Annotated in this window: 8 protein-coding genes and 1 pseudogene; 8 read left to right on the top strand and 1 reads right to left on the bottom strand. The window is 65.5% G+C overall.

Annotated features, from left to right (window positions below):
• Positions 1-205 precede the first annotated feature (205 nt).
• Both rpsA and coaE read left to right on the top strand, forming a co-directional pair.
• The gene (gene rpsA, locus QZV81_RS00045; RefSeq protein ID WP_292830624.1) at positions 206-1,660 is read left to right on the top strand and encodes a 30S ribosomal protein S1; all 1,455 of its coding nucleotides are present in this window, start codon (positions 206-208) and stop codon (positions 1,658-1,660) included.
• A 105-nt stretch (positions 1,661-1,765) separates the two neighbouring features.
• A complete protein-coding gene (gene coaE / locus QZV81_RS00040) occupies positions 1,766-2,371 on the top strand; it encodes a dephospho-CoA kinase (protein WP_292830621.1) in 606 nt (201 codons plus the stop codon).
• Here coaE and QZV81_RS00035 read toward each other — a convergent pair.
• Positions 2,368-2,985: a DUF4126 domain-containing protein gene (locus tag QZV81_RS00035; protein ID WP_292830618.1), complete on the bottom strand. Its 618-nt coding sequence runs from the start codon at positions 2,983-2,985 to the stop codon at positions 2,368-2,370. The two genes, coaE and QZV81_RS00035, sit on opposite strands and share 4 nt — an antisense overlap.
• Positions 2,986-3,260: 275 nt before the next feature.
• Between QZV81_RS00035 and uvrB the strand changes: the two genes are divergently transcribed.
• The 6 genes and pseudogenes from uvrB to QZV81_RS00005 all read left to right on the top strand — a co-directional run.
• A complete protein-coding gene (gene uvrB / locus QZV81_RS00030; RefSeq protein ID WP_292830615.1) occupies positions 3,261-5,330 on the top strand; it encodes an excinuclease ABC subunit UvrB in 2,070 nt (689 codons plus the stop codon).
• A gap of 121 nt (positions 5,331-5,451) precedes the next feature.
• Complete coding sequence (uvrA, locus tag QZV81_RS00025) at positions 5,452-8,373, top strand: excinuclease ABC subunit UvrA (RefSeq protein WP_292830612.1); 2,922 nt, start codon at positions 5,452-5,454, stop codon at positions 8,371-8,373.
• 1 nt (position 8,374) lies between these two features.
• Positions 8,375-10,270, top strand: a complete 1,896-nt coding sequence (gene uvrC / locus QZV81_RS00020) for an excinuclease ABC subunit UvrC (RefSeq protein WP_292830609.1) — start codon at positions 8,375-8,377, stop codon at positions 10,268-10,270.
• Positions 10,271-10,312: 42 nt separating this feature from the next.
• Positions 10,313-11,194, top strand: coding sequence for an RNase adapter RapZ (rapZ, locus tag QZV81_RS00015; RefSeq protein WP_292830607.1), 882 nt, complete (start codon positions 10,313-10,315; stop codon positions 11,192-11,194).
• A 38-nt stretch (positions 11,195-11,232) separates the two neighbouring features.
• Entirely contained in the window at positions 11,233-12,210 is a 978-nt protein-coding gene (whiA, locus tag QZV81_RS00010; protein WP_292830604.1) for a DNA-binding protein WhiA, read from the top strand.
• 133 nt (positions 12,211-12,343) lie between these two features.
• A pseudogene (locus QZV81_RS00005) lies at positions 12,344-12,466 on the top strand (superoxide dismutase); the annotation flags it as partial.

Here is a 12,466-nt window from a genome sequence, read left to right as displayed (position 1 = left end):
ACGTCGACGGCGACTGACGCTTCGCCGGACGAGGCGGGCGTTCTGATATCGTTGAGTGTCATTCGTGTGACGGCATCGCCGTGCGCTCATGACGAGCACTCTCAACCAACTGCTTCGGCTCGAGGCTTGTGTACGTCTTCGGACGTCCGCAAGCCGCTGACCGCGCGAGGCCCGACACCCCAACCCAACAAGGACAACCCACTACATGACTACCGCAACGACCGCCCCGGCCACCAAGCAGGTCGCCATCAACGACATCGGATCTGCTGAAGACTTCCTCGCCGCGGTCGAACTGACGATCAAATCCTTCAACGACGGCGACCTCATCGAAGGAACCGTTGTGAAGGTCGACCGCGACGAGGTCCTCCTCGACGTCGGCTTCAAGACCGAGGGTGTCATCCCCTCGCGTGAACTTTCCATCAAGCATGACGTTGACCCCAACGAGGTCGTGAAGGTCGGCGACGCGGTCGAAGCACTCGTTCTCCAGAAGGAGGACAAGGAAGGCCGCCTCATCCTGTCGAAGAAGCGCGCGCAGTACGAGCGTGCGTGGGGCGACGTGGAGAAGATCAAGGAGGACGACGGCGTCGTCACCGGTTCTGTGATCGAGGTCGTCAAGGGCGGCCTCATCGTCGACATCGGCCTCCGAGGATTCCTCCCGGCGTCGCTGATCGAGTTGCGTCGCGTGCGTGACCTCACCCCGTATCTCGGCCAGGAGATCGAGGCGAAGATCCTCGAGCTCGACAAGAACCGCAACAACGTCGTCCTCTCGCGCCGTGCTCTGCTCGAACAGACGCAGTCCGAGTCGCGCACCTCGTTCCTCAACAACCTCCACAAAGGTCAGGTTCGCAAGGGCGTCGTCTCGTCGATCGTCAACTTCGGCGCGTTCGTCGACCTCGGCGGCGTCGACGGTCTCGTGCACGTCTCGGAACTGTCCTGGAAGCACATCGAGCACGCCTCCGAGGTCGTCGAGGTCGGTCAGGAGGTCACCGTCGAGATCCTCGAGGTCGACCTCGATCGCGAGCGGGTCTCGTTGTCGCTGAAGGCGACGCAGGAGGACCCGTGGCAGGTCTTCGCCCGCACTCACGCGATCGGCCAGGTTGCTCCGGGCAAGGTCACCAAGCTCGTTCCGTTCGGCGCATTCGTCCGTGTCGCGGACGGCATCGAGGGCCTCGTGCACATCTCAGAGCTCTCTGGCAAGCACGTCGAGCTCGCTGAGCAGGTCGTCTCCGTCGGTGAGGAGGTCTTCGTCAAGATCATCGACATCGACCTCGAACGCCGCCGAATCTCGCTGTCGCTCAAGCAGGCCAACGAGTCGGTCGATCCCAACGGCACGGAGTTCGACCCGGCCCTGTACGGCATGGCCACCGAGTATGACGAGAACGGCGAGTACAAGTACCCCGAGGGCTTCGACCCCGAGTCGGGTGCCTGGCTCGAGGGCTTCGACGCCCAGCGCGAGAAGTGGGAGCAGGAGTACGCGGCTGCCCAGGGTCGCTGGGAGTCGCACAAGGCCACCGTCGCCAAGGCACTCGAAGCCGAGACCAACGCCCCGACCGAAACCACTTCGGCATCGCCGTCGTTCGCGTCGGACACCACCGGCGGCGGGACGCTCGCTGATGATGAAGCGCTCGCGGCACTCCGAGAGAAGCTTTCGGGTCGCTGAGCTGAACCTGCGTGAGGGCCATGGGCCTCGGAGAAGTCCGAGGTTTATGGCCCTCACGCCATTGATCGCGGCTGATTCTCGTGCGCGGCATGGCATCGTGGTCTCATGGCAATGATCGCGCTCACCGGTGGTATCGCGTCAGGCAAGTCCACAATCGCTCGTCTGCTCGCCGATCGTGGCGCCGTCATCGTGGATGCCGATCAGATTGTGCGAGATGTGCAGAGCCCCGGCTCACCTATCCTCGCCGAGATCGCCGAGGCGTTCGGAACGGGGATCATCCAGGCCGACGGGTCCCTTGACCGCGCGGGTTTGGGAGCGCTCGTGTTCGGTGACGAGGTCAGGCTGCGCAGGCTCAACGCGATCGTGCACCCGGCGGTCCAGGCAGAGTCGGCGCGGAGACTCGCGCAAGCCGTGGCGGATGACCCCGCGGGCGTCGTCGTCTACGACGTGCCGCTCCTCGTTGAGGCGCGGGTGAACGACCCGTGGGACCAGGTGGTCGTCGCGCATGCCCCCGCTGAGATCCGGACACGGCGGCTGGTAGAGCTTCGCGGACTCACCGAGGCCGACGCGACAGCACGGATCGCCTCGCAGGTCTCGGATGAGCAGCGCCTGGCCGTGGCCGACGTGGTGATCGACACGGCGGGCACGCTCGCCGAGACGGAAGACCAGGTCGATCATCTGTGGGATCGCCTGCGACGCGGCGCGGTCTAGGACGACACAGGTGCGTCGCCGTTCGATGGCTGCGGCCAACGGCGCGAGCGACGCCGGCGCAGCATCGCGATGAGCCCGGCGATCAGGCCGGCGAGCATGAGGCCGGCGAGGATCGGCGCGAAGATCGCGGCGATGGTCAGCGCGAACGAAGACGCATCTTCGGCCACAGACAGCGCGGGCGCCGCGAGTCCCGCCGTTGCCGCGTTTGCGAGCGGACGAGCGGCGGCCTTGGCCAGATGCACGAGAAGCGCGATGCCGACGCCGATCAGCACCGGCATCCAGCCGTTATCGGAGAAGGACGCGGCAGGGTCATCGATGCGGAGTGTCTCGGCGCTTGTGCCGGCACCGAAGACCACGCCCCCCGCGGCCGGCCGAATGACGGTTTGCACCACGTCGTTGACGGAATCGACGGTGGGTACCTTGTCGGCGACGATCTCGACGACGAGCAGGATGCCGGTGATCCACAGCGCCGCGTCGCTCGAGAGCCAGGCCCAGTTCTCGGGCAGAGCGATGCCGACGCCGAAGCGATCGATCACACCCAGCAGAAACAGCGGCATCCAGGCGTTCAGGCCCGCCGCAGCAGCCAATCCTGATCCGACGAGGAACTCCAGCACGTTCTCAGGGTATGCCGGAGAGTCGAGATCGTGCCGACACGGCTCCGCAACGGACCGTTCATCGGCAGCGGCTACGGTTGCACCATCATTCGAGCTCCACCGTCGAGAGGAGTCATGGTGCACGGATTCACCCGGAAGCCGAACCGGAAGTCTGATCCTGACATCGAGTGGGACGACTTCGCTGTCGGCGACTTCGAGTCGGGCGAAGACGAGGACGCCTGACGCCGACGGCGAACGATCGTCCCGGTGTCGGAGGCTCCGCCTACGCTGGAGTGATGCAGACCACGCGCTCCGTCCGGCCCTTCGAGGTGATCAGCGAATACCAGCCCAGCGGTGATCAGCCGCAGGCCATTGCTGCGCTCGCCGGCCGCATCAACGCCGGCGAAACCGATGTCGTGCTGCTGGGGGCCACCGGCACAGGAAAGTCGGCGACGACGGCCTGGCTCATCGAACAGGTACAGCGGCCGACGCTGGTCCTGGCGCACAACAAGACGCTCGCGGCGCAACTGGCGAACGAGTTCCGCGAACTCATGCCGAACAATGCCGTCGAGTACTTCGTCAGCTATTACGACTACTACCAGCCTGAGGCCTACGTGCCGCAGACGGACACCTTCATCGAGAAGGACTCCTCCATCAACGCGGAGGTCGAGCGACTGCGGCACTCCACCACGAATTCGCTGCTGAGCCGGCGAGACGTTGTGGTCGTCAGCACGGTCTCATGCATCTATGGCCTGGGCGCGCCCGAAGAGTACTTGCGAGCGATGGTCGCTCTGCAAGTGGGGGAGCGGTACGACCGCGACGCGCTCATCCGCAAGTTCATCGCGATGCAGTACAACCGCAACGACGTCGATTTCTCCCGGGGGAACTTCCGCGTGCGCGGTGACACGATCGAGATCATCCCGGTCTACGAAGAGTATGCGATCCGCATCGAGCTGTTCGGTGACGAGATCGAAGCGCTTTACATGCTGCATCCGCTCACCGGCGACGTCGTGCAGAAGCTCGAAAGCATACCGATCTTCCCGGCATCGCACTATGTCGCCGGCACCGACACCGTCCATCGGGCGATCGGGACGATCGAGACCGAGCTGGCGGAGCGCCTGAAGGAGCTCGAGAACCAGGGCAAGCTGCTCGAGGCGCAGCGCCTCCGGATGCGGACGACCTTCGACCTCGAGATGCTGCAGCAGCTGGGGTTCTGCTCGGGGATCGAGAACTACTCGCGTCACCTCGACGGACGGTCGCCCGGCGAGCCGCCGCACACGCTCCTCGACTTCTTTCCCGATGACTTCCTGATGGTCATCGACGAGTCGCACGTGACCGTCCCGCAGATCGGTGCGATGTACGAGGGCGATGCCTCGAGGAAGCGCACGCTGGTCGATCACGGATTCCGCCTGCCGAGCGCGCTCGACAACCGTCCCCTGCGCTTCGATGAGTTCAAGCAGCGGATCGGGCAGACCGTTTACCTGTCTGCGACCCCGGGTCGCTATGAGATGGGGATCGCCGACGGCGTGGTCGAGCAGATCATCCGTCCGACCGGGCTGGTGGACCCCGAGATCGTCGTGAAGCCCTCCAAAGGTCAGATCGACGATCTGCTGGAAGAGATCCGGCTGCGGGTCGAGCGTGACGAGCGCGTGCTCGTGACAACGCTCACGAAGAAGATGGCGGAGGAGCTGACCGACTACTTGGGTGAGCACGGCGTCCGCGTACGCTATCTCCACTCCGATGTCGACACGCTTCGTCGGGTCGAGTTGCTCACCGAGCTTCGCCAAGGTGTATATGACGTGCTGGTCGGCATCAACCTTCTGCGCGAAGGACTTGACCTCCCCGAGGTGTCTCTCGTCGCGATCCTCGACGCCGACAAGGAGGGGTTTCTCCGAAGCGGAACCTCGCTCATCCAGACTATCGGGCGTGCCGCGCGCAACGTCTCGGGCGAAGTCCACATGTATGCCGACAACATGACCGATTCCATGCGCAGGGCCATCGACGAGACCGACCGTCGAAGAGAGAAGCAGGTCGCGTACAACCTGGAGCACGCCATCGACCCGCAGCCGCTGCGTAAGAAGATCGCCGACATCACCGATGCCCTCTCCCGGGAAGCATCGGACACCGAGGCGATGCTTTCGAAGAAGAACAAGTCCGGCAAGGGGAAGTCGCCGACGCCCCAGCTCCGCCGAGAGGGAATCGCGGCCGAGGGCGCCAATCAGCTCGAGGCGACGATCCAGGACCTGTCTGGTCAGATGTTGGCGGCGGCGGCAGAACTCAAGTTCGAACTCGCGGGACGCCTGCGCGACGAGGTGCAGGACTTGAAGAAGGAGCTGCGCGCCATGGAGCGCGCCGGTCACGCCTGAACGGGCGCGAGCACCCGCTGCCGGCAACCCAGAGCGCATCATCCGTTCGCCTCGGTGTGCAGGGACTTCGCCGTCAGCGCACCCGGGACTCGGTGTCGGAGCCCCCACCTAGACTTGGTCGGTGCCTATCGTTCCCGTTGCCTCGTCGAAGATCAGTGTCCGCGGAGCGCGCGTTCATAACCTCAAGAACGTCGATCTGGACATTCCGCGAGACTCGCTGGTGGTGTTCACCGGCCTATCCGGATCAGGCAAGTCGAGCCTCGCATTCGACACCATCTTCGCCGAGGGTCAGCGCCGGTACGTCGAGTCGCTGAGCGCGTACGCCCGACAATTCCTCGGACAGGTCGACCGCCCCGACGTCGACTTCATCGAGGGTCTGTCGCCGGCCGTCAGCATCGACCAGAAGTCGACCAACCGCAACCCGCGGTCGACCGTCGGCACGATCACCGAGATCCACGACTACATGCGACTACTGTGGGCGCGCATCGGCGTGCCGCACTGCCCCGAGTGCGGCACGAAGATTCAGCGGCAGACCGTTCAGCAGATCGCCGACCAATTGATGGAGCTGCCCGAACGCACGCGCTACCAGATCGTGGCGCCGGTGGTCGCACAGAAGAAGGGCGAGTTCGTCGACCTCTTCAAGGAGCTCTCGGCCAAGGGGTATGCACGCGCCGTCGTCGACGGCGACCTCATTCAGCTCGCCGAGCCGCCGGCGCTGAAGAAGAGCTACAAGCATGACATCGCCGTCGTCGTCGACCGCCTGGTTGCGGCGCCCGACATCCTCAGCCGCGTCACCGATTCGGTCGAGACCGCGCTCAGCCTTGCCGGCGGGGTCGTACAGGTCAACTTCGTCGACGAAGAGGGCGACGGCGCATGGCAGAGCTTCAGCGAGAAGCTGGCCTGCCCCAACGGCCACGCTCTGCAGCTGACCGAGATCGAGCCCCGGACGTTCTCATTCAACGCGCCGTTCGGCGCGTGCCCCGCCTGTTCGGGCCTCGGCACCCGGATGTCCGTGGATGTAGACCTCATGCTCGGCGATGAGGCACTCTCGCTCAATGAGGGTGTCATCATCCCGTGGACCACGCAGGGCAAGGGGCTCTACCAGTATTACGAACGGCTTCTCGCCGGCCTGTCCGATGACCTCGACTTCTCGCTCGACACACCATGGCGCGACCTCAAGCCCGAGGTGCAAGAAGCGATCCTGCGCGGTGAGAACTACAAGGTCACAGTGAAGTGGAAGAATCGCTACGGGCGAGAAATGCGGTACTCGTCGGGCTTCGAAGGTGTCGTCCCCTACATCCAGAGGCAGTACACGCAGGCCGAGTCGGACAGTCAGCGCCAGCGGTGGTCGGAGTACCTCCGGGAGGTGCCGTGCCCCGTCTGCAAGGGTGACCGCCTGAAGCCGGAGGTGCTCGCGGTGCGCGTGCATGGGCACTCCATCGCCGATGCGTCGCGCCTGAGCCTGGGGGAGGCGCAGGAGTACTTCTCAGCCCTTGATCTCACCGATCGCGAGGCCAAGATTGCGGCCGCGGTGCTCCGTGAGATCCGCGCACGACTCGACTTCCTCATCCAGGTCGGTCTGAACTACCTGAGCCTGTCGCGCGCGGCCGGATCCCTCTCCGGCGGCGAGGCACAGCGCATCCGACTCGCCACCCAGATCGGCTCGGGACTGACCGGCGTTCTGTACGTGCTCGACGAACCGTCGATCGGGCTGCATCAGCGTGACAACCGTCGCCTGATCGAGACTCTCGTGCGGCTCAAGGAGCTCGGCAACACGCTCATCGTCGTCGAACACGACGAAGAAACGATCCACGCAGCGGATTGGGTCGTCGATATCGGTCCCCGCGCCGGCGTCGATGGTGGCCATGTGGTCCACTCTGGGCCGCTGGAGAGCCTGCTCGAGGATCGATCTTCCCTGACTGGCGACTACCTCAGCGGTCGCCGCAGGATCGAGACGCCTCAGAAGCGCCGCAAGATCGACAAGAGCCGAATGGTGTCGGTCGTCGGGGCGCGAGAGAACAACCTCAAGAATGTGACAGCCGACTTCCCGCTCGGAGTGCTCACCGCGGTGACGGGAGTGAGCGGATCGGGCAAGTCGTCGCTGGTCAACGGCATTCTGTATGAAGTCCTCGCGACCCGGCTGAACGGCGCGCGACGCGTCGCAGGTAAGCACACGCGGGTGACGGGACTGGAGAATCTCGACAAGGTCGTGCACGTCGATCAGGCACCCATCGGGCGCACCCCCCGGTCGAACCCCGCCACGTACACGGGGGTCTTCGATCGCATCCGGACGCTCTTCAGCGAAACACCGGATGCGAAGGTTCGCGGCTATCAGCCTGGCCGGTTCAGCTTCAACGTCAAGGGCGGGCGCTGCGAAGCCTGCTCGGGCGACGGCACGATCAAGATCGAGATGAACTTCCTGCCCGATGTGTACGTCGACTGCGAGGTGTGTCATGGCAAGCGGTACAACCGCGACACCCTGAGCGTCCACTACAAGGGCAAGAACATCGCCGAGGTCCTCGAGATGCCGATTTCCGAAGCCGCGGTGTTCTTCGAGCCGATACAGGCGATTCATCGCTATCTCAAGACGCTCGTCGACGTCGGGCTCGGGTACGTGCGACTCGGCCAGTCGGCCACGACGCTCTCCGGAGGCGAGGCGCAGCGCGTCAAACTCGCGACCGAACTGCAGCGTCGGTCCAACGGTCGCAGCATCTATGTGCTTGACGAGCCGACGACGGGCCTGCACTTCGAGGACGTCGCGCGCCTCCTGGAAGTATTGAACGGACTCGTAGACAAAGGCAACAGCGTCATCGTGATCGAGCACAATCTCGACGTCATCAAATCCTCGGACTGGATCATCGATCTCGGTCCGGAGGGTGGCGCCGGCGGTGGGGAGATCATCGCGGTCGGCACTCCCGAGCAGGTCGCGCGCGTCGGGGCAAGCCATACGGGCGTGTTCCTGGCGGAAGTCCTGGCGGCGGGGCGCGCGCCGGCGCCTGCGAAGAGGCTCGCAGCCGCCCAGAGGGCGCGCAAGGCCGGCTGAGATGGCCGACGCACTTCCGTACAAGCCGAAGCCGGGGGAGATTCCCACCGAGCCCGGCGTGTATCGCTTTCGCGACGCGCAAGGACGCGTGCTGTACGTCGGCAAAGCCAAGAACCTGCGTGCCAGACTGTCGAACTACTTCGCTCCCTTGCAGACGCTCCACGAGCGCACGCGTCGGATGGTCCTCACCGCCGCATCGGTCGAGTGGACCGTCGTGGATTCCGATGTCGATGCCCTGCAGCTCGAGTACACGTGGATCCAGGAGTTCTCGCCGCCCTTCAACGTGCGCTACAAGGACGACAAGTCCTACCCCTACATGGCGATCACACTGGGTGATGAGGCGCCGCGCGTCATCGTGACCCGAAACCGCCGCATCCGCGGCGCGAAGTACTTCGGCCCGTATCCGAAGATCTGGGCCGTGCACGACACGATCGATCTGATGATCAAGGTGTTTCCGATCCGCACATGCTCGGACGCGTCCTACAAGAAGGCCATGGCGACCGGCCGGCCATGCTTCCCAGGTCAGATCGGCCGGTGCGGCGGCCCGTGCTCCATGACGGTCACGGTGGAAGAGCACCGCGCGATCGTCGATGACTTCGTCGCGTTCATGTCCGGCGGAGATCGGCGCTTCACGAGAGAGCTGACGAAGCGAATGCGCGAGGCTTCGGCAGCGATGGACTACGAGTCTGCTGCGCTGTACCGCGACCGCCTGCAGTCGATCGATGCCGTTCTTCAGCGCAGCGCGCTCGTTCTGTCCGACGACACGGATGCCGACCTGTTCGGCATCGCAGAAGACGAGCTGTCGGCGGCGGTCCAGCATTTCATCGTGCGGGGCGGCCGTGTGCGGGGTGTGCGGGCGACGACGATCGACAAGGAGCTCGACATCGCCGGCGCCGACCTCGTTGATCAGGTGCTCCAGCGCACTTACGGCGATGCATCGGCCGACGACATCCCCCGTCAGGTGCTCGTGCCCGTGCTGCCGGACGATGCCGGCGACATCGAGCAGTGGCTGACCGAACGGCGCGGCCGCCGTGCTGCCCTGCAGGTGGCGCAGCGCGGACAGAAGGCCGAGCTGATGAAGACGGCGACCCGCAACGCCGAGCAGGCGCTCCTGTTGCAGAAGATGCGGCGCACGACTGATTACACGGCGCGGACGCGGGCGCTGACTGACTTGCAGGAGGCGCTTGGGCTCGAGGAGGCGCCCTTGCGCATCGAATGCTATGACGTCTCACACCTGGGCGGAACGAACGTCGTGGCGTCGATGGTCGTCTTCGAAGACGGGTTGCCCCGGAAGGACCAGTACCGCTCCTTCGGCGTTCCCGAGACCACCGATGACACCGACTCGATCTATCAGGTCCTCACTCGGCGCCTCGCGCACATCGATGCGGACGACCCCTTGACGGGATCATCCGTCGGAGCGGAGGCCGCCCCTGTCGTGACGGTGCGGAAGAAGCCGCGGTTCGCGTATCGACCGCAGCTGCTCGTCGTCGACGGAGGCAAACCTCAGGTCGAAGCTGCCGCTCGCGCTCTGCGTGACTCCGACGGCCCGCAGATCGCGCTGTGCGGCATCGCGAAGCGGCTGGAGGAGGTCTGGCTGCCGGGAGAGGAATACCCCGTCATCCTGCCACGCACCTCCGAGGCGCTCTATCTGCTCCAGCGGTTGCGCGATGAGGCACACCGCTTCGCCATCACGCATCAGCGGTCACGACGCAAGCGCGACATCACCACCGTGCTCAGCGACGTGCCGGGACTCGGTCAGATCCGCATCAAAGCCCTTCTGCGGCACTTCGGATCTGTCGCCAAGCTCTCTCAAGCCACGCCCGAACAGATCGCGGAGCTTCCCGGCATCGGGCCCGCACTCGCGGAAGCGGTCCATCGCCACCTCGCGAATCGGTAGGCTGGCACCGCGATCCACGCGACGAACCTGGGGAGAGTCACGGTGGCTACACCCGACGAGAAGCGAGTGGGCGAGGTGCTGATCGTCACCGGCATGTCCGGCGCTGGGCGGACGACCGCGGCGAACGCGCTCGAGGACCTGGATTGGTACGTCGTCGACAACCTTCCGCCGCAGATGCTGCCGCACCTGCTCGAGCTCACCGAGTTCGCGGGGGAGGCGCTGCCGAAGGTCGCCGTCGTCGTGGATGTGCGCGGGCGCGATCTGTTCGGCGAGTTGCCCGCCGTGGCACAGTCGCTTCGTCACGGTCGCCCTCTGCGAGTGCTCTTTCTCGACGCATCCGACGAAGTTCTCGTTCGGCGGTTCGAGTCGGTGCGGCGCCCTCACCCGCTGCAGGCCGAGGGGACGATCCTCGACGGCATCCGGCGCGAGCGCGCCCGCGTCGCCGTCATCCGAGAGAGCGCGGACGTCATCGTCGACACGACCGACCTCAACATCCACCAGCTGGCGACACGCATCATCGATCTCTTCGGCGAGGACGGCGATGCACGGCATACGGTCACCGTCATGAGCTTCGGGTTCAAATACGGTCTGCCGACGGACGTCGACCTCGTCGCCGACATGCGCTTTCTGCCGAATCCGTTCTGGATCCCCGAGCTGAAGGTCCACACGGGGGAAGAGAAGCCGGTGCGCGACTACGTGCTCTCGCAGCCCGGCGCGCTCGAGTTCATCGACGCGTACGCGCTCGCTCTGCGGCCCGTCTTCGCGGGTTACCAGCGCGAGAACAAGCGGCACTCGGTCCTCGCGGTCGGCTGCACGGGGGGCAAGCACCGGTCCGTCGTGACGGCCTTGGAGCTGGCCGATCGCCTCGCCGAAGTCCCAGGGGTGGCCGTCCGGGTGAAACATCGCGACCTCGGCCGCGAGTAGGCTGGACTCTCGTCCCTGCCCCACTCTGAAGGATCGCTGTGTCGCTGACCGCTGACGTGAAGACCGAGCTGGCGGGTGTTCGCGACCCTCGTCCGACGGCGCGTATTGCGGAGCTGACGGCGCTTCTTCGGTTCTCCGGCGGCTTGCACTCGATCGCGGGACGCGTGGCGGTGGAGGCGGAGGTCGAGTCTGAGGCTCTAGCCCGGCGCGTCGCTCGCGACCTGATGGAGATCTACGGTGTGCGCCCCGAGCTGCACCGCGTCCAGGCGTCCGGCGGGCGGGCAGGCGGTCATTTCGCCGTCCGGGTCATCGACGGAGGAGAGACCCTCGCTCGTCAGACCGGACTGCTCGACACTCGTCGCCGGCCGGTCCGAGGGCTTCCGAACAAACTCACGACCGGCGCTCGACCGGACCTCGCGGCGGTATGGCGGGGTGCATTCCTCGCGGCCGGTTCGCTGTCCGAGCCGGGACGCTCTGCGGCGCTCGAGATCGGAAGCCCATCCGGGGAGGCGGCCATGGCGCTCGTCGGTGCCGGGCATCGCATCGGCATTGCAGCGAAGGCCCGTGAGGTGCGTGGAGTACCGCGTGTCGTCGTGCGCGAGGGTGATGCGATTCGCGTCGCGCTGGCAGAGATGGGTGCCGCCCGGACCGCGGGCGCATGGGAAGAGCTGAGGCAGCGGCGAGAGGTCCGTGCGGGGGTGAACCGCCTCGTGAACTTCGACGACGCGAACCTTCGTCGTTCCGCGCAAGCCGCCGTCGCTGCGTGCGCACGGGTCGAGCGGGCGTTGGAGATCCTCGCGGACGACGTGCCGGACCACCTTCGCGAGGCAGGCGAGCTTCGTCTGGCCCACCGCGACGCAAGCTTGGACGAGCTCGGTCACCACGCCGATCCGCCGATGACCAAAGATGCCGTTGCCGGTCGCATCCGTCGCCTCCTGGCGATGGCCGACAAGAAAGCAGCTCAGGACGGCGTCCCGGGCACCGAGTCCGCCGTCCCGGACGGCATGGAGGACTGACCCACCCTCGCAGGAGCGGCGTGTCACGTCGGCTGTCGGGAAGCAACCCCCTGCCCAACGGGTTGTCCCTGTCAATAGGATGTTCACGTCCCTTCGCCGCGCGCTGGCGCGGCGCCGACAGGAAGAAGACAGTATGTCGAAGTACACCCTCCCCGATCTCCCGTACGATTTCGCTGCGCTCGAGCCGCACATCAGCGGCAAGATCATGCAGCTGCATCATGACAAGCACCACCAGGCCTACGTGACCGGAGCGAAC

It is taken from the genome of Microbacterium sp. (assembly GCF_011620665.1).
Taxonomy (GTDB): domain Bacteria; phylum Actinomycetota; class Actinomycetes; order Actinomycetales; family Microbacteriaceae; genus Microbacterium.
The sequence above is the reverse complement of the archived record's forward strand: the minus strand, read 5'-3'. Positions and strand labels throughout refer to the sequence as shown.

Bases quoted from the DNA above. Each gene is read 5' to 3' on its own strand.
- coaE (WP_292830621.1), top strand. From the start codon at position 1,766: ATGGCAATGATCGCGCTCACCGGTGGTATCGCGTCAGGCAAGTCCACA.
- uvrC (WP_292830609.1), top strand. From the start codon at position 8,375: ATGGCCGACGCACTTCCGTACAAGCCGAAGCCGGGGGAGATTCCCACC.
- uvrB (WP_292830615.1), top strand. From the start codon at position 3,261: ATGCAGACCACGCGCTCCGTCCGGCCCTTCGAGGTGATCAGCGAATAC.
- rpsA (WP_292830624.1), top strand. From the start codon at position 206: ATGACTACCGCAACGACCGCCCCGGCCACCAAGCAGGTCGCCATCAAC.